At 63.4% G+C, this 21,554-nt stretch carries 17 protein-coding genes; 6 read left to right on the top strand and 11 right to left on the bottom strand.

Annotated elements, in window-relative coordinates:
* Nucleotides 1-51: 51 nt before the first annotated feature.
* On the bottom strand, nucleotides 52-357 hold the full coding sequence (locus PQR67_RS01535; protein ID WP_408453489.1) for a DUF2917 domain-containing protein: 306 nt from the start codon (nucleotides 355-357) through the stop codon (nucleotides 52-54).
* Between the two features lie 206 nt (nucleotides 358-563).
* Between PQR67_RS01535 and PQR67_RS01530 the strand changes: the two genes are divergently transcribed.
* The 3 genes from PQR67_RS01530 (at nucleotide 564) to PQR67_RS01520 (ending at nucleotide 5,125) form a co-directional block, all read left to right on the top strand.
* A complete protein-coding gene (locus PQR67_RS01530) occupies nucleotides 564-1,991 on the top strand; it encodes an aminotransferase-like domain-containing protein (protein WP_408453486.1) in 1,428 nt (475 codons plus the stop codon).
* A 182-nt stretch (nucleotides 1,992-2,173) separates the two neighbouring features.
* Complete coding sequence (mdtD, locus tag PQR67_RS01525) at nucleotides 2,174-3,559, top strand: multidrug transporter subunit MdtD (protein WP_408453819.1); 1,386 nt, start codon at nucleotides 2,174-2,176, stop codon at nucleotides 3,557-3,559.
* Nucleotides 3,560-3,850: 291 nt separating this feature from the next.
* Nucleotides 3,851-5,125, top strand: coding sequence for an EAL domain-containing protein (locus PQR67_RS01520; protein ID WP_408453816.1), 1,275 nt, complete (start codon nucleotides 3,851-3,853; stop codon nucleotides 5,123-5,125).
* Here PQR67_RS01520 and PQR67_RS01515 read toward each other — a convergent pair.
* Entirely contained in the window at nucleotides 5,081-6,055 is a 975-nt protein-coding gene (locus PQR67_RS01515; protein WP_408453483.1) for a sigma-70 family RNA polymerase sigma factor, read from the bottom strand. The genes PQR67_RS01520 and PQR67_RS01515 overlap by 45 nt on opposite strands.
* Before the next feature lie 201 nt (nucleotides 6,056-6,256).
* Here PQR67_RS01515 and clpP point away from each other — a divergent pair, with 201 nt between their 5' ends.
* Nucleotides 6,257-6,925 carry an ATP-dependent Clp endopeptidase proteolytic subunit ClpP gene (gene clpP, locus PQR67_RS01510; RefSeq protein WP_408453813.1) on the top strand — a complete coding sequence of 223 codons (669 nt, stop codon included), beginning with the start codon at nucleotides 6,257-6,259 and terminating at the stop codon, nucleotides 6,923-6,925.
* Nucleotides 6,926-7,194: 269 nt separating this feature from the next.
* Nucleotides 7,195-8,622: an NYN domain-containing protein gene (locus tag PQR67_RS01505; protein WP_408453481.1), complete on the top strand. Its 1,428-nt coding sequence runs from the start codon at nucleotides 7,195-7,197 to the stop codon at nucleotides 8,620-8,622.
* A gap of 197 nt (nucleotides 8,623-8,819) precedes the next feature.
* On the opposite strand, the gene PQR67_RS01500 is transcribed toward PQR67_RS01505, so the two are convergent.
* Together PQR67_RS01500 and PQR67_RS01495 are read right to left on the bottom strand one after the other, a co-directional pair.
* Complete coding sequence (locus PQR67_RS01500) at nucleotides 8,820-10,565, bottom strand: pyrrolo-quinoline quinone (protein ID WP_408453478.1); 1,746 nt, start codon at nucleotides 10,563-10,565, stop codon at nucleotides 8,820-8,822.
* 318 nt (nucleotides 10,566-10,883) lie between these two features.
* The gene (locus PQR67_RS01495) at nucleotides 10,884-11,465 is read right to left on the bottom strand and encodes a glycine zipper family protein (RefSeq protein ID WP_408453810.1); all 582 of its coding nucleotides are present in this window, start codon (nucleotides 11,463-11,465) and stop codon (nucleotides 10,884-10,886) included.
* A gap of 378 nt (nucleotides 11,466-11,843) precedes the next feature.
* On the opposite strand from PQR67_RS01495, the gene PQR67_RS01490 reads away from it, so the two are divergent.
* Nucleotides 11,844-12,119: a hypothetical protein gene (locus tag PQR67_RS01490; RefSeq protein ID WP_408453475.1), complete on the top strand. Its 276-nt coding sequence runs from the start codon at nucleotides 11,844-11,846 to the stop codon at nucleotides 12,117-12,119.
* A 194-nt stretch (nucleotides 12,120-12,313) separates the two neighbouring features.
* On the opposite strand, the gene PQR67_RS01485 is transcribed toward PQR67_RS01490, so the two are convergent.
* The 7 genes from PQR67_RS01485 to xseA all read right to left on the bottom strand — a co-directional run bounded on the left by PQR67_RS01485 (nucleotide 12,314) and on the right by xseA (nucleotide 21,386).
* Nucleotides 12,314-14,722 carry a tetratricopeptide repeat protein gene (locus PQR67_RS01485; protein WP_408453472.1) on the bottom strand — a complete coding sequence of 803 codons (2,409 nt, stop codon included), beginning with the start codon at nucleotides 14,720-14,722 and terminating at the stop codon, nucleotides 12,314-12,316.
* A gap of 557 nt (nucleotides 14,723-15,279) precedes the next feature.
* A complete protein-coding gene (locus tag PQR67_RS01480) occupies nucleotides 15,280-16,128 on the bottom strand; it encodes a c-type cytochrome (RefSeq protein WP_408453807.1) in 849 nt (282 codons plus the stop codon).
* A gap of 83 nt (nucleotides 16,129-16,211) precedes the next feature.
* Entirely contained in the window at nucleotides 16,212-16,907 is a 696-nt protein-coding gene (locus PQR67_RS01475; protein WP_494471405.1) for a c-type cytochrome, read from the bottom strand.
* Between the two features lie 122 nt (nucleotides 16,908-17,029).
* Complete coding sequence (locus PQR67_RS01470; RefSeq protein ID WP_408453467.1) at nucleotides 17,030-18,061, bottom strand: substrate-binding domain-containing protein; 1,032 nt, start codon at nucleotides 18,059-18,061, stop codon at nucleotides 17,030-17,032.
* Nucleotides 18,062-18,070: 9 nt separating this feature from the next.
* Nucleotides 18,071-18,868 carry a thiosulfate dehydrogenase gene (gene tetH, locus PQR67_RS01465; protein WP_408453464.1) on the bottom strand — a complete coding sequence of 266 codons (798 nt, stop codon included), beginning with the start codon at nucleotides 18,866-18,868 and terminating at the stop codon, nucleotides 18,071-18,073.
* 339 nt (nucleotides 18,869-19,207) lie between these two features.
* The gene (locus PQR67_RS01460; protein ID WP_408453461.1) at nucleotides 19,208-19,786 is read right to left on the bottom strand and encodes a superoxide dismutase; all 579 of its coding nucleotides are present in this window, start codon (nucleotides 19,784-19,786) and stop codon (nucleotides 19,208-19,210) included.
* A 220-nt stretch (nucleotides 19,787-20,006) separates the two neighbouring features.
* On the bottom strand, nucleotides 20,007-21,386 hold the full coding sequence (gene xseA, locus PQR67_RS01455) for an exodeoxyribonuclease VII large subunit (protein WP_408453458.1): 1,380 nt from the start codon (nucleotides 21,384-21,386) through the stop codon (nucleotides 20,007-20,009).
* Nucleotides 21,387-21,554: the final 168 nt, after the last annotated feature.

The following is a 21,554-nucleotide window of genomic DNA, read 5'->3' as shown; positions in this document are numbered from 1 at the left end:
GAGGCGCGGCGTGATTGAGACGGCCGATTGAGGCTGAAACGCGGGCGAAGGTTAGGCCACGCCCAACCAACGCGGTAGCCGGTTCAACACCGACAACCCGCGCAATGGCCGCATCACAGCGCGTTCCGATCCGCTGGCCAGTGCGAAACGCGCACCGGGCCGCCCTGCACTGACCCACGCCATCGAGCCGCGCGGCAGCTCGATCGATTGCCCCGTTGCCAGCCAGTGATCGCCATGTTCGCCTTCGACGGTCAGCCAGATCTCGCCCGAGATCACCTTGAAGACCGACGGACGCGCGACACGCCAGGCCGCCGCGGGCTCGTCATGTTCCATTTCGAAAATACGGACTTCACGCATCGCTTTTCTCCTTCAAAGAACTTTCCTGTTGTAGCCATTATTGACGTGCGATCATCGGATACCCATGCACAGTTCCGAACACTTTCATCGGAACTGTTCAGTCGAAAAAACGGACAGTTGGGGTAAACGCGCCTCTCGTGCGCACGCGCGGCGCATGCCTTACAAGCGGTTCGGCGCACCGTCTATCCGTTGGAGGAAAGCACCGCATGAAACTCGAAATCCAACTCGATCGGGATAGCGGCGTACCGCTCACCGAGCAGATCGTCGCCAGCGTCACTACCTGGATCCGGTCGCGCACGGTTCACCCCGGTGCAAAGCTGCCGTCGATCCGTCAGTTCGCCGCCGACTACGACGTGAGCCGTTTCCCCGTGATCGAGGCTTACGACCGGCTGGTGTCGCTCGGCTATGTCGACTCGCGCCATGGTTCGGGCTTCTATGTCTCCGACCGCCAGCCGGCCAGCACGCATTGCCAGGGCACCTCGGACCCGCGCCGCGCCGAGGACGAATCGGGACACCTTCTGCAGCAGTTCAATCACCCGGGTGAGACGCTGAAACTCTGCAGCGGCTTCATCCCCGATGCGTGGCGCGACATGGATAGCCTGGCTCAGGCGATCCGCCACGTGTCGCGCACCGACGCCGCGGCCATGGTCGATTACGCAACGCCGCTCGGCAATCTGACCTTGCGCGAACATCTGCAAGGCCGCATCGGCCAGTTGGGGATTCAGGCGGACGCGTCACAGATTCTGATCACGAATGGCGCGAGCCAGGCGCTCGACCTGCTCATGCGCTACCTGCTCAAGGCCGGTGACACGATGTTCGTCGAGGACCCCGGCTACTACAACCTGTACGGTCTGCTGAAGCTGCACGGCGTGAAGCTGATCGGCATTCCGCGTACCCGCAACGGCCCCGATCTCGACGTGTTGCAGGCGCAGTTGAAACTGCACCGCCCGAAGCTGATGTTCATCAACACGGTGTTCCACAATCCGACCGGCACCACGGTCGCACCGCCGGTGGCGTTCCGGCTGCTGCAACTGGCGCGCGAACACGGCTTCAGGATCATCGAAGACGACATCTACGCCGACTTCCAGACCGACGCCACGGACCGTCTCGCGACCCTCGACCAGCTCGAACACGTGATCTACGTGGGCGGCCTGTCGAAGACGCTGTCGTCCTCGTTGCGCATTGGCTGCGTGGTGGCGAGCCACGCGATCATCAAGGATCTGGTCGACATCAAGATGCTGACGAGCATCGGCGGTTCGCGCTTTGCCGAGGCGGTCGCCGTCTCGCTGCTGGAACGCGGCGCGTACCGCAAGTATCTGGAGCGGCTGCGCCGCCGCATGCGCGACGCACTCGGCTCGACCATCCAGACACTCGAAGACGCCGGCTGGGAGCTGTTCGAAAAGCCCCTCGGCGGCAAGTTCGTCTGGGCACGTGTACCCCACGTCGACAACTCGGAACGATTCGTGGCATGCGCCGCACCGCTCGGCGTGACGGTCATTCCCGGCAGTTACTTCCGGCCGAACACGGCAGTCAGCCCGTGGATCAGGATTCACGTCGCATTCGGCAACGAGCCGCGCGCGCAGGCATTTTTCCATGCGGCCGTGGCGTTGCCCGCCGCCGCCCGGGCGGCATGACCGGTCGGCGCGCCTCGCGCCTATCCGCTGCGCCGGGTCGCGCTTTTCCCTAGAATAGCGAGTCCCACAGCCCGTCCCTGCGCGCCCCGCCGCCCCCAATGTCCACGCCGCCGACCCTGCCCGCCTCCGCCCCCGCCCCCGCCCGCGCCGCTTCGGCCCCCTCGCCCCGTTCGCTCACCGTGATGCTGTGGCTCGTCGCCACCGGCTTCTTCATGCAGACGCTCGACTCGACCATCGTCAACACCGCGCTCCCCGCGATGGCGACGAGCCTGGGCGAGCTGCCATTGCGCATGCAATCGGTGGTGATCGCGTATTCGCTGACGATGGCGGTAATGATCCCGGTGTCCGGCTGGCTCGCGGACAAACTCGGCACGCGGCGCGTATTTTTCAGCGCGATCCTCGTGTTCGCGGTCGGCTCGCTGCTGTGCGCCAACGCACATACCCTGAATCAGCTGGTGATCTACCGGATCGTGCAGGGCGTGGGCGGGGCGATGCTGCTGCCCGTTGGGCGGCTCGCGGTGCTGCGCACCTTCCCGGCGGAACGCTATTTGCCGGCCTTGTCGTTCGTGGCGATCCCAGGCCTGATCGGGCCGCTGATCGGCCCGACGCTCGGCGGCTGGCTGGTGAAAATCGCTTCGTGGCACTGGATCTTTCTGATCAATGTGCCGGTGGGGATCGTGGGTTGCATCGCCACGTTTATCTTCATGCCGGATAGCCGCAACGAGCACACCGGCAAGTTCGATCTGAAAGGCTATCTGCTGCTGATTTTCGGCATGGTGGCCATTTCCTTCGCGCTCGACGGCCGCACGGAGTTCGGCATCCAGCATGCCACCGTGCTGGTGCTGCTGATCCTGAGCCTCGCCTGCTTCGTCGCCTATGGCTTGCACGCCGTGCGCGAGCCCGCGCCGATCTTCCCGCTCGATCTGTTCAAGATCCACACCTTCAGCGTCGGTCTGCTCGGCAATCTGTTCGCGCGGATCGGCAGCGGCGCGATGCCGTATCTGATTCCTCTGCTCTTGCAGGTGAGCCTGGGTTATAGCGCCTTCGAGGCCGGCATGATGATGCTGCCGGTGGCCGCCGCGGGCATGGCGGCCAAGCGCCTCGTCACGACGCTGATCATCAAGTACAGCTACCGGCAAGTGCTGATCGTCAATACCGTGCTGGTAGGGCTGACCATGGCGAGCTTCGCGCTCACCACCGCCGGCCAGCCGCTGTGGCTGAGACTCGTGCAACTGGCATTCTTCGGCGGCGTCAATTCCGTGCAGTTCACCGCGATGAACACGCTGACGCTCAAGGACCTCGGAACCGGCGGCGCGAGCAGCGGCAACAGTCTGTTCTCGTTGGTGCAGATGCTGTCGATGAGTCTCGGCGTGACGGTCGCCGGCGCGTTGCTCGCGACCTTCACCGGCCTCCTGCCACGTGTGACGGCCGCCAACTCGCTGCCCGCGTTCCACGCGACGTTCCTGTGTGTCGGCATCATCACCGCCGGCTCGGCGTGGATCTTCGCGCAACTGTCGCCGGACGTCCGCACGCCCGCGAAAAAGACCGATCCTTCGGAGCGGACCTGAGTTTTGCGCCGGGCGGCGGTGGCGTTGCGGTAACTCGCCGTTATCCACCGTCACCCACCGTTATCCGCCGCCGACCCGCAACGGGGCGCGGGCCGCACCACGGAAGTGCGAATCATCGCTTTCGCGGCCGCGCTGGCGCACAATCGGCGTACTCAACGTGGTAACCGGGCACGCGCAGTGTGTTTCCGCTCGCGCATAGTTCTTGCTCGCCTATCCTGTAAACTCACAATTTGCGCGTGCGGACTCGTGCCGAGCATAGAGGCGCGCCGCCACCTCCAGACGACTGACATGATGAGCATGCTCGAACTCGATCCTCCCGGTTTCCAGCCGCCGCGCCCGATGGCCGGCGACGAAGGCTCCCGGCGCACCGTTCTGTACGGCGGCTATACCGTTTTCAGCGTGTTTCAACCGGTTTTTTCGGTGTCGCACCGCCGCGCGATCGGTTATCACGCTTCATTGCGCGCACACGACGAACACGCGCTGCAAGTGCCTTCACACGAGGTTTTCACGCAAGCGGCACGGCGCGGCGACCTGCTGGAACTCGGGCGGCTCGCCGAATCGCTGCATCTGGGCAATTTCAATGCATTCGACAGCCACGACGAATGGCTTTTCCTGAGCCTGCACCCGGCGGCGCTGATGGACACCAGTTATGGCGATGCGCTGCTCGCCGGCCTCAAGGCGCTGGGCCTGCCGCCGCAACGGGTGGTGCTGGAAGTGTCGGAGCAGGCAGGCGGTGAAACCACGCGCTTCGCCGACATCATCGACGCGTTGCGCAAATCCGGCTTCCTGATCGCGCTGGACGGCTTTGGCGCGAAGCATTCGAACATTGATCGCGTGTGGAATCTGCGCCCGGACATCGTCACGCTCGACCGCTGCATTCTCGCGCAAGCAAGCGAGCACTCGCATATCGAACGCGTGCTGCCGGGCCTCGTCTCGCTACTGCACGAATCCGGCCAACTCGTGCTGATGGGCGGCCTGAGCACCGAACGCGATGCGCTGATCGCGCTCGAATGCAACGTCGACTTCGTGCAGGGTGCGTTCTTCGCGGGTCCGAGCGTCGAGCCGGTGAAACCGCAAGCGGCGGCCGGTTTGATGGACTCGCTCTCCGCGGCACTACGCGAACGGGTCGCCGCGCGCGAACGCGCACAGTCCGCGCGGCTCGCGCCCTACGTCACGGCGCTGGAAACGGCGGCTGCCCAACTCGTGGCCGGGGAATCGGTTACCCAGGCAACCGTGCCGCTGCTCGCGCTCGGCGAAACGGCACGCTGCTTCGTGCTCGACGGTTCGGGCCGGCAGATTGGCGACAACGTGCTGCCGCCCGGGCGTACTTCGCAACGTGCCAAGCGCTTCCGGCCGCTGCTGCATTCGGAAGGCGCGAGCTGGGAACGCCGGCCGTACTTCATTCAGGCCATGCGCGTGCCCGGCCAGGTGCACCTCACGCCGCCCTACCTGTCGATCAATGAAGCGCATTTGTGCGTGACCGCCTCGATCGCCGCGCATACGCCGCACGGCACGCAGGTGCTATGCGTCGACATCAACTGGGAAGTCGCTGCGCATCGTAATTGACGCGATGACGTTCTGCTGGATTCGCGCGAGCAGTTTCAGGACGGCCGCGCGCCCCAGCAGGCGGTTGGCGGCCCGCAAACGCGCCGCGCTGGTGACCGCGCGCAATGCGACGATCTTTGCCGAACCGTCCGCAAGCGCTTGCGTGGACACGTCGATCAGCCCGATGACCTCGCCTTCGAAGAGCAGTGCAATACCCATTGCGCCTTCGACCGACACCACTTCTGCATGGCTCGCCTGGTGCGCGAGCGCTGTCACCGTCTCCATCCAGGCCACTGGCGCCAGTTCCTCCGTGCACACCGGCGCGTCGCTGACCACGTCTGGCGCGTCGCTAAAGAGGCGCAGCAAGCCCACGCGATCCTGCGCCTCCAGCGCCGTGCGCAAGCGCTCCACGATGCGTGCATGCGCGGCTGGATCGGGCCGTTCCAGCGGTGCGCCCGCACGCTGCAAACGCGCCTTGGCGCGGTGGACGATCTGACGGCAACTGGCCGGCGTACGCTCAAGGATTTTCGCAATCTCCGCGTAGTCGCAGTCAAACGCCTCGTGCAGCACGAATGCCGCCCGCTCATCGGGCTTCAGGCGCTCGAGCAGCAGCATCACGCCGTACGACAGCTCCGCCGCGCGCAAGGCCAGTTCCTCCGCCGATGGCGCCACCTCGTCGAGCCATGGCTCCGGCAACCAGCCGGCGGCCTGTGACGCGCGCTCGCGCTGCACGTGACGCAGCCTGTCGATAGCCGCGCGCGTGGTGATCGTGGTGAGCCACGCGGCCGGTGTCTGCACCTCGCGCGTCTCGGCGAGATGCCATTTGAGCCAGACGTCCTGCACCACATCTTCCGCTTCGGCGCGGCTGCCGAGCATCCGGTACGCCAGCGCGATCAGCCGGGCGCGCACGGCCTCGAAGCTGGATGCCTTGTCGATTCCTTGTTCCGTCATGCGTACACCTCCAGATCTGCACCCGTTTTACCTTGACGCCCGAGCCTTCGTCGATGTGACAGCCCGATGAAAAAATATTCCTGTCACGCCACCGGCCTCCTCCTCGTCATAGGAGCAACAACCGGTGCAATGGGCCCGCGGTTGTTCGAATCGATCGCCGCTATCGGCTACTGGCAACTGACCGCCCCAAACGAGGCAAACATGCATTCCAGCTATCCTTCCATCACCGGTCTGGGTCTCGTGCCCACCGTGATCGAGCAGTCCGGCCGCGGCGAGCGCGCCTATGACATTTATTCGCGTCTGCTGCGCGAACGGATCGTTTTTCTGGTCGGTCCGGTGAATGAACAGTCCGCGAGTCTGATCGTCGCCCAATTGCTGTTTCTGGAATCCGAGAATCCCGACAAGGATATTTCTTTTTACATCAATTCGCCGGGCGGCTCGGTGTACGACGGCCTCGCCATCTACGACACGATGCAATTCATCAAGCCTGAAGTGTCAACCTTGTGCACGGGTTTTGCCGCCAGCATGGGAACGTTTTTGCTGACCGCCGGCCAGCACGGCAAACGGTTCGCGCTGCCGAACGCGCGCATCATGATTCACCAGCCGTCAGGCGGCAGCCAGGGCACCGCTGCGGATATCGAAATCCAGGCGAGAGAGGTTCTCTATCAGCGCGAACGCCTCAACGCGATGATGGCGAGGCACACCGGGCGCAGCATCGAGGAGATCGTCCGCGACACCGACCGCGACAACTTCATGTCGGCCCACGAGGCAAAGACGTATGGCCTCGTCGACGAGGTGCTGGAAACACGCGCGGCCTTAGGCAATCCCGTTGAGCCGGTCCTTGAGCCGATCCGTCACCGCGACATGTAGCGCGGCAAGGCAGCACTGAGCGCTTGCGCACCGCCCCGCTGGGTCCGTCCTGCTGGGGGTCGTCCCACTACGTCCGCAAGCGCGCGCCGATTTTCTCCGCGTAACGGGTGCGCACCACCGCCGCCTGCGTACTTCCCGAGCGCCCTACCCCGGACAATTTTCGCTCGCCGTATCGGTGCGCGAGGAACACAAAAGCTGATCACCGACGCAGGAATCGCTATCATGGTCGCGATTCGTCGAATTCGACGATCGCTTCAATGGAGATATTCATGGCGTCATCCAACGAAACCGTCAGCATGGCGCTATTCTGCGACTTCGAAAACGTTGCGCTCGGTGTGCGCGACGCGAAGTACGACAAATTCGACATCAAGCTGGTGCTCGAACGTCTGCTGCTCAAGGGCAGCATTGTCGTGAAGAAGGCGTATTGCGACTGGGACCGCTACAAGAGTTTCAAAGGCGCGATGCACGAGGCTAATTTCGAACTGATCGAAATTCCGCACGTCCGCCAATCAGGCAAGAATTCGGCCGACATCCGGCTCGTGGTCGACGCGCTCGACCTCTGCTACACGAAATCGCACGTCAATACCTTCGTCATCATCAGTGGCGACTCGGACTTCTCGCCGCTCGTATCGAAGCTGCGCGAAAACGCCAAGCAGGTGATCGGCGTCGGTGTGCAGCAATCCACCTCCGATCTGCTGATCGCGAACTGCGACGAATTCTTCTTCTACGACGACCTCGTGCGCGAGAGTCAGCGCACGGTGGCCAAGCGCGAGTCGTCGCGTCCTCAACAGAGCGCGCAGCAAACAGCCAAACGTGCGCCCGACGAAGAAAAGTCGCGCAACAAGGAAGACCTCGAAAAGCGCCGCACCAAAGCGGTCGAGATCGCGGTGCAGACGTTCGACGCGCTGGCGTCCGAACGTGGCGATAGCGGCAAGATCTGGGCGTCGGTACTGAAGAACGCGATCAAGCGCCGCAAGCCGGACTTCAACGAGACGTACTACGGTTTTCGCGCCTTCGGCAATCTGCTGGAAGAGGCCCAGGCGCGCGGGCTGCTCGAGTTCGGCCGCGACGAAAAGTCGGGCGCGTACGTTTATCGGGGCACGGCTGCGAACGTGGTCGCCGAAAACGTGAGCGAGCCGGGCGAATCGGGCGAATCGGCGGAACAGATGGTTGAGGCGCAGTTTGCCGAAACAGTCGTTGCCGAGTCGGGCGGCAAGCACGAGTCGCGCCGCCGAAGCCGTGGTAATCGCAAACCCGGTCGTGGCCAACAGGACACTGCGCACGAAGAACGCGCGGCAGTCGAGCAAGGCGGCCATGCGCGAGATCACGCGCAAGCCGAAGCGCTGCATACGCCATTGGCTGTCGAGCCCGTTTTCGAACAGCCGCAAGCGGCATGGGCAGAGCCGGAAGCCTTCGCGGCTGAACCCGTTGCGCTAGCCGGCGAGCCCGCACAGGAAACGAACGGCACGCAACCTGAACGCCGTAAGGAACGCGCACCGCGCAAGACCGCCGCGAAGAAAACGAAGAAGGCAACGCCGCGAAAGATCGATGAGGTGCCGGAGATCGCGGCGCCCGCTGAAGCACCCGCGGCACCCGTTGCCGGAAAGAAAGCGCCCGCTGCCAAAAAGGCCGCGCGCAAAGCGGCTCCGCGCAGTCGCCGCCCACGGAAGACAGCGGCAACGAGCGACGCAGAGTGAGCGCCTCACATTGAGTAATACGTACTGCGCGCGATACGTACTGACGCAATGTGAGTGACGCGGCACATACACCACTGCAAACAGAAAGCCCCTGCTCGCAATGAACAGGGGCTTTTTCATTTCCGCTCCGCGACGCTGCGCTCAGGCGAACACGGAAACGGAAACGGAAACCAACGCTGAAACGGCCACCGCGCCGCCTACAGCAAACCAAACACCGCCACCCCATTCGTCGCGCCGACATACACTTTGCCCCGCGCGATCATCGGCGTGATGAACTTGTTGCCCGCCCCCCATTGATCACGCGTGCCGGCCTGATTGCTGTTGTATAGCTCGTTCGCGAGATTGCTTGCGGCGTACGCATGCAAGGCACCCGTCGAGCCGTTTTCCGCGGCCCAGACGATGCCGTTGCCCGTACCGTTGGCGGACACCGCGGGTGTCGCGCCGGGGTAGGCAAATGTGGTGGGGCTCTTCGACGCGGCGGTGGTCGCGAGATAGGCGCCCGACACCGGCAGCGCCTTCAGGTTGTCACTCCAGCCGCCGTAATAGACCACGCCGTTGTAGTAAGCCGGCGAACCCCAGATGCCGCCCGCGAGCGTGCCGGTCAACTCCTGCCAGATATGGTTCGCGGCGGGATTGAATTCACCCATCGCGTCGCGATCGACGACATAGATGTTGTTGTCCTTGCCGGCGGCTACCGCCAGATGTTTGACTACGCCGGCCACGGTCGTCTGATCCGGCAACAGCATGACGCCGCCCGAGCCGAAATCGTTGTCGGCGGCCGACTGCGCCACGACGTCGTACATCGCGAAGTAATCGGTGACCCGCAGGTTCCCCAGCGACAGCTTCATCAGCGAGTCCCCAAAATCGCCGTTGACGGGAAAGCCCTGCGCGTTGAGGGTGGTATCGAACGTGCCGTTGCCGTCCACGACATAGAGCGACGTACCGTCCGACGCCATGCCCGAGCCGGCCATCCAGATCGAGCCCTGACTGCCGTTCGGCGTGATGTTGAGCGCGCTGACCTGCTTCAGCGCATCGGCGCTGTAGGCCATCAGCCAGCCGGTGTAGGCGCCGCCCATGCAATGCGAGGTCCAGCCCAGATAGATGTTGCCGCCGACCAGCGTGAGCGCCGCGCGCTCGGTATGCAGCGAGGGATTGAAGGTAATCACACCGTTGACGCTGCCCGCGCCGTTGCCCGGATAGGTTGCGGCGATCTCGGTCGGGCCGCCCAGTATGTCGGCACCGGTAGTCAGATCGAGCGCATGCAGGCGGTGATGGTACGCACCGCTGCCGTCTTTCGTCATCGCCACGGCGTATAGGACGCCGTTCGCGCCGCGCGTGCGGTCAATGACCGGCGTCGACGTAATGCCGATTTCCGGCGTGAAGTCTGGACAGCTAAAGTCGTCGCTGGGCGTTTCGCCGTTGCCGATCAGGGAGACTTTCCACAATTGCGCGAAGCTCGTGGCGTCATAGGCGTACACGCTGTCATGCTCGGTCGCGACATAGACCACATCGTGCGACGTGCCGCCGATAGCCAGACTGGTGACGAACAGCGGTTGTGCGTCGACCTTGCCGTCCGCGGGGAGAAACGCGACTTTGCCGAAGCTCGCGGAATTGACGTTTGCAAGCGTCAGCGTCGTCTCGGCAAGCATCTGGCCCGTGCGGGCGAGATCGTTGTGGTGCATCAGCACATCGGTGGCATAGGCTGCCGTGCTCATGGACATGCCGCCTGAACCGGTCGAGCCGGTCGCTCCCGTGCTGCCGCCGGTAGTCGAGCCACCGCTCGTGGTGCCGCTGCCGGCCGCCGAACCCGCAGGGGTACCCGGCCCGCCTCCCGAGCCACCGCCACAAGAAAGGAAGCAGGCGGCAATGACAGCAAGCGCCAGCCACTCGCCCACCCGGAACCACACATTCGGATCGAAGGTGCCGGTTTGCGGTCGCTGCATGGTGCGCCTCGTTTGCACGATGTCCTGCCAACTCCGCACGTCGGGCGACGTCGCACGGCGAAGTCAGAAACGGGCTGCGCTGGCAGGAGCGGAATGGCGTTCGCGGGCTGCGCGCAACCGCTGGACAAGCGGCGCCCTTGGCCCTCGATCCAAACGTACGCCCTTTGCCGCGTGGTTAGCGGCCATCGTTTCGTGTGTTTCCGCCAGACATGACAAACGCTTTACAGCAACAAGCTTGCCTGATGTCCGGCGCAAACGAGGCGTCCCGGCATCGCGAGAGCGCCGGTCGAGCTCGGTAATAAGGCTAAGTAATAAGCCTCAGTAATAAGGATAAGGCGCGTACATCACCGGAGGCGGCGCGACATACCTCGGTGGCGGCGCGTAGTAGTACGGCTGTGGCGGGTAATAGGCCGGCTGCGGTGCGTAGTAGGCCGGCTGCGGCGGCTGCGAGATCGTGTTGCCTTTCGAGGTCATGCACTGCGCGTAGGCGGTGTCGTAACGTGCCTGCAAGCCCGCGGCGGAATACTGCGCGCCATTCGCGCCGTTCGCGCCGCCGAGCAACAAGCCGCTGCCCGCACCGATTGCCGCGCCCGCGCCGGCATTGCCCGCGGCCGCGCCGATCAGCGCGCCGACAGCCGCGCCGCCGAGCGTGCCCAGCGCCGCGCTGTTCACGCTGTTGGTGGTTGCCGCTTGCGCGGCGGTCCCGTTCGGATCCGTCGAGCGATTCGCGTAGTCGCGGCATGCATAGTCGTCCTGCTGGAACTGACCGAGCGGCTCGCCGCTGCGCGGCAGGGCAACCACGCTCGGACCGCTCGGCGGCATCACCGCGCAGCCACCGAGCGCAAGCGCGACGGCCGCAGCAGGTATGACAATGCTTATCGACTTGGTGCTGGAGATCATGTTGGTACGTTTCAGAGACATTGGAATTCAAACGTTAGGCCAATCGCTACCGTCCTTGGTTACGAGATCGTTACAGAAAGTTTTTCGCTTACATTCGGGCCAGAGCCCGCGCTGCTGTTCGCCTGCTGCTTCGTGCAGTGCGGAAATAGCGCGCCGAGCGCCGACCCGACGGCGTTGACGGCGTCATATGAAGTAACGCTTGTAAGCGCGACGGCAATCCGATTTCACACCGCGCCGCCTAAACTGCCTGACACCAACGCCGCGCGATCTGGCCGCCAGAATTCGCGGCCCCGCATTGCATAGCGGTGTAACCCGGCATGCGCACCCACATTGGCTGGAGCCCCACCAATCAATACCGTAGAGAAAGAGGATCGTTCAATGAACCGGCTTGTTTTCGCAGTGGCAGCGGCGTGCGCAGGCTGCATATCGCCCGTCTTCGCGCAGTCGGACGCGCCGTTGCAGAGCAGCGTGCTGGTCGCGCCGACAAGCACTTTTCCCAGCGCCTCAATCGCGCAGAATTTTCAGTACATCAATCATCCGCCGCCTCCCGCGCCGGCGAGCACGGTTGCGTCCACGGGTGGCACACACGGCCACCGGCGTCGGCAGATGTCGACGGATTCCGATTCGACCGGCGCCGCGTCCACGCAGCCTTGATTGAACGCGCGCGAGGTCTGAATCGGCGCCGGGCCCGGGTCCGATTCAGACCTCGCCGCAGTTACCATCTGTGACAAAGCTTGCACTCATCGCCAGCCCGGCAGGCACCGAGCTGACTCGTGATGGCGGACTTCGCCATCGTGGCAACGCGTGTTTGCGCCTGAAACTGGGCGCGGCTGGCGAGCGTTCGCGCGTCAGTGCACCGGGATAGCGCGCTCGCGTCCAACTGGCGCTCTACGGTGAGCCTGCTCACACCACGCTGACCAGACGCTGCGGTAAACAGCCTCGACGTGCTGTGCGAAACGCGCGCCGTCCATCAGCGGCGAGGCAGCGAGCCGCGCCCGCAGCGTTTCACGCATCTCGCGCAGGCGCGGCAGATCGCGCACCAACTGAACCGCGGTTTCGACAAAACGTGCGTCGCTGTCCGCCGCGAGTTCGCGCAAACCCAGATTCTCCAGTTGGCTCAGCCCCGCGCGCCCCACCGACGTGCCGCCAACCCGCGTGACGACCGGAACGCCCATCCAGTACGAGTCGAGGCTCGTCGTATGGCCGTTGTACGGAAACGTATCGAGGCCGACGTCGATCTGGTGATACGAGCGCAGATAGTCCGCGCGCGGGCGGAACGGCGTAAAAGAAACCCGCTCCGCGACGATCCCACGATGCCCGAGCCGTTCGAGCAGACTCGCACGGGCCGCGCCTTCTGGGGCCATGAGCAGAAGCCGGGCGTCCGCCACTTCGCGCATCACGCCGCCCCACAGCCGGAACGTCGCATCGCTCAGCTTGCACGGGTTGTTCAGACAGCCAAACGTCGGATAGCCATTCGTTAACGCCGGCAACGCGTTGACCTCCGGCGTATCGGTCAATGGGTCGTAGCACCAGAACGAATCCGGCAGACGGATCGACTGTTCGCTGTACTGCGCATCGGTGCCGGCCGGGTCGAGCCATGGATCGGTCAGCCGGTAGTCGATCGCGTCGATGCCGGTCGTCCCCGGATAGGCGAGCCACGCAATCTGCACCGGCGCGGGCTTGCGTGCGAACAGCAGCGGCCGGCCATCGGCCATATGCATGGTCAGGTCGATCAGAATGTCGATGCGGTCCTCACGGATCATCTGTGCGAGCCGCTCGTCGTTGAGTTCGCGTACGTCGCGCCATACGTCGGCATGTCGCGCCACGCGCTGTGTCACATCGTCGGGACGGGTCACGCTCGCATAGCAGAACACCTCGAACTGCTCGTGATCGTGATACGACAGCAGCGGCAGCGTGAAGAGCGACTGGCAGTGCTCGCGAAAGTCCGGCGACACGTAGCCGATACGCAAACGGCGCGACGGTGTCGCATCGTTCGAATGCAGCTTAAGCGTGTAGCGCCAGGACGCTTCATGCCGTGCCGACCATCGGCGGCATTCCTCCAGCAACGGCTGGGGTTGCTCCGCCTGAAAGCTCAACGCATAGGCGAGATTGCTGTGGGCGACGACGCTCGACGGATCGTACGCGAGAGCATGGCGATAGCAGTCGATGCCGTCATCGAGGCGCCCCTGATCTTTGAGCACGTTGCCCAGGTTGTTGTGCGTGACGGCGTGACGTGGATCGACGGCGAGCGCTTCGCGCAAATGAGATTCCGCCTCGGCGAAGCGGCCAAGCGTGCGCATCAGGGTAGCGGCATTGTTGAGCGCGGCCACGAAACCGGGGCGCAGGCGGATCGCCGCGTCGAACGCCTGCGCCGCCGCCTCGCGCGCACCCGACTCCTGGTAGACGATACCCAGGTTGTTGTATGCATCGGCGTGAGTGGGCACCTGCTCGATGGCCCGCTGATAGGCGAGCGCCGCTTCGCGCCGCCGGCCCAGCGCGTGCAGCGCATTGGCCAGGTTGTAGGCGGCTTCGGGGAACGCGGGGTCCAACTCGAGCGCGCGCGTCAGCAATGCAGCGCTCGGCTCGAATTCGCCGCGCCGGTGAAGCGCGACGCCGAGGTTCACGAGGCCGCACGGCGAATCGGGCGCCACGCGCACCGCTGCCTCGAGCAAGGGCACGGCTTCGTCCAGACGGCCGGCCGCCTCCAGCAGCGTGCCGAGATTCGTCAGCGCGTTGGCGTCGCCGGGTTGCGCCGCGATCGCGCGGCGGTAAGTAGCTTCGGCCGCCTTCACGTCGCCCTGCTGACGGTGGCAGTTCCCCAGGTTGTTGAGCGCGTCGACGTGATTGGGCTCAAGCGCCAGCAGCGATCCGTAGGTCTCGATCGCGGCAGCATCCTCGCCGACCGATTGCAGCGCGGCGGCCAGTGCGAACAACGCGTCGGTGGAATTAGCTTCGAATGACAGCGCTTGCAGATAGGCGTCGATCGCCTCGGCGAACCGCTGGGCAGCGGCAAACACTTGCCCGCGAACGAAGTGATAGCGCGCGTTGTCCGGCGAGCGAGTCAGCGCACTATCGAGCCACGCAAGCGCGGCGTCGTACGCGCCGCCTTGCATGTCGAGCACACCGAGACGGAACATCACGTTCGCGTCGTCGGGCGCAACCGCCAGCGCATCTTCGTACAGCGCGCGCGCATGATCGAACTCACCCGCGAGATGATGTGCCGTCGCGCGTTCCAGAATCTGAGTGGTGTCCATCATGCCCCGCGGGTGAACTGCTATTTCGTCGATGTCGCGTCGACCCGGACCGCTTGTCCGCATCACGTCGATGTGATGCCGTCGCGCGAGGCGGGCTGCAGGCTGCAGGCCGCGCGAAGGGGAATGAACGCCAGCGAACGATAGCGAGCCAGTTCTTACCGATGTTTACCGGTGCTCACCCGCTGAAACATGTGGGAACACAGTTACGCGACGCCCAGCCGGGCGGCTGAACATCGCGGAAACTTGGGGGGTGCGAGGCTGTAAGCGAACCCGGCGGGTACGCCGGGCATGCCCAGCAAGGTGCGCGCCATGCCTATGTGATGGCGGAGGAGAGGACGATTCTTTCGATGATGAGACCGCAAGCTTTCGACAAGACCCAATCCTTAATTCGGAATGCCGACGAAGCTTGCCAACTGCAAGAAATATTCAGTAATCCGTCAGTAACAATGGGCGTGGATCGAGAAAGATTTGACGCGCGAATGCGACAGCGTGGAGCAATGCACGCTCCATCTATTGAGCCGCCGCCGTGCACGGGCTTGTGCCGGCGGCAACGCATTCCGTCATCGCGATCCGGACGCGCCTAAAACCTGTCCATTTACGGTTTGACCGTACATCGAGTACGGCGAGTCGTGGAATTTTGCGCGCGTCGCTGCAACTGAGCCCTTGAAACGCGGATCTTGCGGACGTTCATGGCTGTCCATAAACGTTGCCACGTCCCACGCCTGCTGGTCCGTCAGCGTTCCCGCCACGCCCAAGGGCATATTCGCCTTGATGAAACCGGCTGCGTTCTGGATGTCGCCCATTCCCGCTCCCCAATTGAACGATTGAGCGCCCCACAGTGGCGGGAAAACGGTTTGTCCGCCACTCGACTGGCCTCGTCCATCGGCACCATGACATAAAGCACAGTGCTGCGCATAAACGGCGCTCCCTCTCGCGTAGTCCGCCTGTTGGGCAGGCGCGGGAAGTTTGGGATAGCCTTGTCCTGGCAGCTTTTCACCGATGGGCGCGCCTTTCGCGAGCCAGTAAGCGTACGACTCCAATGCCACCAGCACAGGATCGCCCAGCGGTGGCGCCTTACCGTTCATGCTGTACATGAAGCATCCCTGGAGACGCTCGGCGAACGAGTTCACATGACCGTTCTTGCTCCGATAGGCCGGGTACAAAGGATAGGCGCCCCATAGCGGGCTCGAATTCGCCTTGCGGCCGGCATCGAGGTGGCAACTGGCACAGTTCAGCGTATTGCCGACGTACTTCCCGGCGAACGTTTGGGTATGCGTAAAGATCTGCTCGCCCAGTTTGGCTGATTGGCCGAAGCCATCGGTCGGCATGCTCGATTCTGCCGGTGGCGTGAACGGCTGGACCGGCGACACCGCCGGGGCTTGCGCGGAAGAAGCGGACAACGGAGGCATCTCGCCGCTGGCAGCGAGGCACGAACCTGCAATGACGCTCAACATGCTTGCGGCGACGCCGCGATACAACCCGGTTCGATTGATCATGGCTGGCTCCCGTTCGCGGACGTCGCTTCGGCCGGCGCGTCAGTTCCGCTGTAGTAGGCGGCGACTGCCGTGATATCCGTGCTGGAGAGCTTGCTCGCGACAGCCGGCATGAGCGCCATGGGCCCGGGCGGTCGGGTGCCGCTCTTCCAGTTGTTTAGCTGGCTTGCTATGTAGGACGCCGGCTGGCCGGCCAGTGGCGGGAACGTGGCGCCCACGCCGATTCCGCCCGGCCCATGGCATTGCACGCAGGCAGGCAGACCCGCGTCCCAGCGCCCGCGTGTGGCGATCCATGCGCCAACGTCTGCGGGTTTGACTGACTCGTTGTCGCTCGCTTTTCTGCCGGGAGACGGCGGTAGTCCGGCGAAGTACTGCGCAACCGCATCACGCTCGCGCGCGGACAGCAATTTCGCCATCGGCTGCATGATCGGGTTCTGTCGACTCCCGTCGGCGAATGCCGTCAACTGGGCCGACAGATAGGCCGCGCTAATGCCTGCAAGACGCGGAAAGCCGGCCGCGGCGTTGCCCTCACCCTTCGCACCATGACAACTGATGCAGGCGGCGACACCCTGCGCCGTACCGTGCATCGCAATCGCTTTTCCGCTGCTCAGGTCGTCAGCGTGAGCACCGGACATCGCCAACACCGTGCTCGCCAACGCCAGACGCATGATCAGGCATCTGCGCCGCGTTCTCATGGCCGAATAGTCCACATCGTCTCCTTCAGATTGTCGCGAGTTGAAGCCCGCTCTTGTTCTTGGTCTGGCATCCAGCCGGCTAGCGTTCGACTGTTCTTGTCGAATCGCAACGACGCGTCATTTCATTGCGTGGCCGAACTCGACGCCGGTTCGTACTTGCCGAAGCCGTATCGCTCGAATATCCGAAACGCGGCAGGTGATCGAATGAAGCTGAGCCAGCGGCGCGCCGCCTGCGGATGCGGTGCGCCGTTGACCTGCGCGCCCGCGTAGATCGCGGTCGTGTTTTCATCGGCGGGAATGTCGACATGCGCAAGAGGATGCCCGATCTGTTCCTGAAACAAGGCTTCGGATTTCCACAGTACACCAGCATCAGCGCGATCCTGCATCAGAAACAGCGCGGTTTGCCGATGATGTATCTGCGTCAGTACGGTCGATCCGTCCCGCACCTTATCTTCATAGACGGCCTTGGCGAGTGCGTCGCCGCCCGCTTTCACCAGCGATGCCTTGATCTGCCGCGTCACGCCTTCAAATTCCGGATTGGGCATGGCGAGTCGCAACTCGGGCCTCGCCAGATCCTTGAGCGACATCACGTGCTGAGGATTGTCCCGGCGCACCATGATCGTCAATTGGTTCGTCACGTAGGGAACGGCGGGCGCCGTTAGCGTGCCGTCCGCAATGAGCTCGTTCACCTTCGCCAAACCGGCGAAATAGGCATCGGGTTTGACCGTCCACGTCATGTTGCCGACCGTGATCGTACCGCCGGCCTTCATCTGCTTGACCAGCAAACCGGGGGGAATCGTTTCCCAGAAAATCCGCCCACGGTAATCAGGGTTGTCTTTCTCGAACTGCGCGACAAGCGGCGCCATCGCGAAGAAATAGTTGCCTCCCACGAACAGCACAAGTTTGGGCGCTGCCAGGTTGCCGTGAAAATCGGCCAGCACGTCGACCTGCGGGACAGTGAATTCGAGCCCCCGATCAAGCGAGTCGTTATTTTCTCCATGCTGCCACGGCGGGAAAACGTCGGCCTCCGCCGAAGCCGGTGAAGCAGACGCGATTCCGACAGTACAACAGAGCGAGCACAGCGAGGCCGCGAGCGTTAAGCGCAAGAACCGCCGGGCCCCGTGCAACGGATTGTGAGCGCGAGTGAATGCCATGGAGGGTCCTTAACTTGCGTAGTGAAAGCCGACCTGCTGAAGCTCGACCAGGGTCGCCACCGCGCCGGGTGTCACGATCGCACTCGGGATGACATGGTTGGTCAGATCGGCGGCGAGCGCGTCCAGCGGCAACTTGTCCGGATTCGCGTTGGCGACGAGCAATCGCTCCGCCAGTTCCCAGATCGCGTTATGGCACGACAGAAAGACAGCGCCTCGTTTCAGCAACGCCGAAATGCTGTTGTCGTGCGACGAAAAGGCACCATCGGCGCTTTCATGATCGCCGTTACCGTTACCCATCGCCTCGGCCGGCTTGCTGTCGAGCAGTGTGTTGGCCGCGAGTTTATTGCCGCTCATTTTCGCGAGACCGTACTTGTCCCACGCCGCCTGGTCGAACAACGACAAATGGGCCGACCCGTGCGTAGCCGATACCACGAGGAAATCCGGATGCCGGTACGACCAGATCTGTGCATTGAGGGAATTGCGCATCAGGTTCAGCCACGGTCCGCCAAGCTCGGTGTTGTCCCAAACCTGTTTTGGCCCGCCTCGATACCCGATGACGGTAGACAGCGCCTCGTGATCCCATTGATCAGGACGCTCGAGAATCATGGGTACCGTTTTGAAGTCACGCCGCCTTGGCGCCGCAGCCAGCCGTTGAGTCAATTCGGCCAGACTATTTGCCCCTCCAGGCAGCAACGACGCCGTGTCGGCAGCCATTACCTGCGATTGGCCGGTGGCGCTCAAGAGCGCCGTACCGGCAGCGAGGCCAAATGTCTTTAACGCATTGCGGCGCATTGTCGGGTTAGTCATGCCTGTCTCTCCTTGTTGTTGTTCGAACGGCCGATGCCGCGAAAATGCGCGCGCACGAGTGATTCAATCGGCATGACAGCAGCCGTATTAACGTCTGCCCAGTCTAGGGATATCTGATCGATAAAAGAAATCGTGAATTCAGATTTAATGTATTTGCGTGGCCGATGATTCAACCGACGGCTGGCTGCACCCACTCTCCAGACGCCCAAAAAGCAGAAAGCCCTCGCGAAGGAGGGCTTTCTGTTTTACTACCTGTTCCAGACTTCATTGCAGCGAGCCATGCGGATTTTCAATTTGCCTGGAAATCCGAACTATCCTGTCACGCTGCATCCGGCAATCTCACGCGAAATTCTTCGACGCGAATTCCCAGTTGGCGATGTTCCAGTACGCTTCAACGAACTTCGGACGCGCATTGCGGTAGTCGATGTAGTACGCGTGTTCCCACACGTCGATCGTCAGCAGCGCCTTTGCGTCCGTGGTCAGCGGCGTAGCCGCGTTGCTCGTCGACACCAGGTCGAGCGAACCGTCTGCCTTCTTCACCAGCCATGCCCAACCCGAACCGAACGTGCCGACGGCCGTCTTGGCGAATTCTTCCTTGAACTTCTCGAACGAACCCCACTTGGCGTTGATCGCGTCAGCCAGTGCGCCGCTCGGTGCACCGCCACCTTGCGGCGACAGGCTGTTCCAGAAGAACGTATGGTTCCACACTTGAGCCGCGTTGTTGAACACGCCGCCCGATGCCTTCTTGACGATCTCTTCGAGCGACAGGTTCTCGAACTCCGTGCCCTTGATCAGATTGTTCAGGTTAGTCACATAGGTCTGGTGATGCTTGCCGTAGTGATAATCGAGCGTCTCTTCCGACATGTTCGGAACGAGTGCGTTTCTGGCGAACGGCAGCGGCGGGAGCGTATGTTCCATGGTGCTTTCCTTCAGTCTGTATCTGTTGTGGGGGAGTCTGCGGATAACGCTATTGAGCACTGGATTGTAGGCGAGTTGGAATAACCCCGCAAACCAACGGACTTTATGTCCGGCATCGGCGAACATGCCGCACACATAGCGTAATTAGTGCTTCCGCATGAGTTGTGCCTGCCCCACGCGGATGCCGAAAATACACCTTGGGGCCGCTGCCGGCGACCTGTCAGAAACCGTCGGTCAGGCGCGGTTGCACATCGGCGATAGCAATGTCCGCGGCCCCTTCGGCAAGATGCACGGTCAGGCGTCGCCCCGGTTTCAGCGACGACGGCGCGCGCACCGCGCGGCCGCTCTGCGCGTCGAGCACGGCGGCATAGCCCCGCTCCAGCGTGCGCTTCGGACTCAGTACTTCGAGCCGCGCGGCCAGCGTGCCGATCCGCGCGGACTGACGTTCATGCTGGCGTAACAATGCAGCATCCAGACGTTGCGAGAGATTGCCGAGCTTTGCCTGATGCGCGGCGAGATCGGGGCGCCAGCGCTGCCAGCGCATCTGCAGCAGAGAAAATCGCGCTCGGGCGTCACGCACGGGACGCCCGCCCGCCGAGGCCAAACGCACGCTCAATTGCTGCAAATGCGTGCGCTGCCGCGCAAGCCGCTCAGCCGGAGACACCAGCCGGCGCGCGAGCCAGTCGAGTTGCTGGGCGCGCCGTTCCATCATGCGGCCGAAACCGCGGGCAAGCGTTGCATGTCGATGATCGAGCTCGCGCAGCAATAGCACGCGCTGCGGGCTGACGAGTTCGGCGGCGCCGGTGGGCGTCGGTGCGCGCAGGTCGGCGGCGAAATCGGCGATCGTGAAATCGGTTTCGTGCCCCACGCCGCTCACCACCGGTATAGCGCTTTCAGCGATCGCGCGCGCCAGCACTTCTTCGTTGAACGCCCACAGATCTTCAATCGAGCCGCCGCCGCGGCACACGATCAGCACGTCGACTTCGCGCCGCGCGTTGGCGGCGTCGACCCTATCCGCCAGCTTGACGCTGGCGCCCACGCCCTGCACTGGCGCCGGATAAACGATCACCGGAATATGCGGCGCGCGACGCGACAACGTAGTCAGGACATCGCGCAATGCAGCCGCCTGAAGCGACGTCACGATGCCGATCGCGCGCGGATGGGCCGGCAAAGCACGTTTGCGTTCGGCGGCAAAGAGCCCTTCGGCTTCGAGTTGCGCTTTCAGCTTGAGAAAGGCTTCATAAAGACGCCCCTGCCCGGTGCGGCGCACGGCCTCCACATTCAGTTGCAGCTCGCCGCGCGGCTCATACATCGTCACCAGCGCGCGCACTTCGATACGGTCGCCTTCGCGCGGCGTGAACTCGGCATATTGCGCGCGGCCGCGGAACATCACACAGCGCATCTGCGCCTGGGCGTCCTTGATCGAGAAATACCAGTGGCCGCTCGCGGCACGCGTGAAGTTCGACACTTCCCCGGCCACCCAGACGAGCGGAAACGAGCGTTCGAGCATCGTGCCGATCGCCCGGTTGAGCGCGGAAACGGGGACGACAACTTCACCGCCGGGCGTAGCCGACGAAGCAAAAGGGCTTTCGGGATTCATGCGAGGAATATCTGTGACTGGCCGGACAGACGATAGACCGAGTGGCCATCGGCGTCCAGCGCGGCAGCCAAATTGTCAAAAGTGTCCACATGCCGGGACCCATTAGACGAATACCGCCCAGATAGCCCGCCAGGCCGCGTCAATTGGAAGCATGTTGTTGATTTATAT

It is taken from the genome of Paraburkholderia fungorum (assembly GCF_046026025.1).
Taxonomy (GTDB): domain Bacteria; phylum Pseudomonadota; class Gammaproteobacteria; order Burkholderiales; family Burkholderiaceae; genus Paraburkholderia; species Paraburkholderia fungorum_E.
This window is presented reverse-complemented; position numbering and strand designations above follow the sequence as displayed.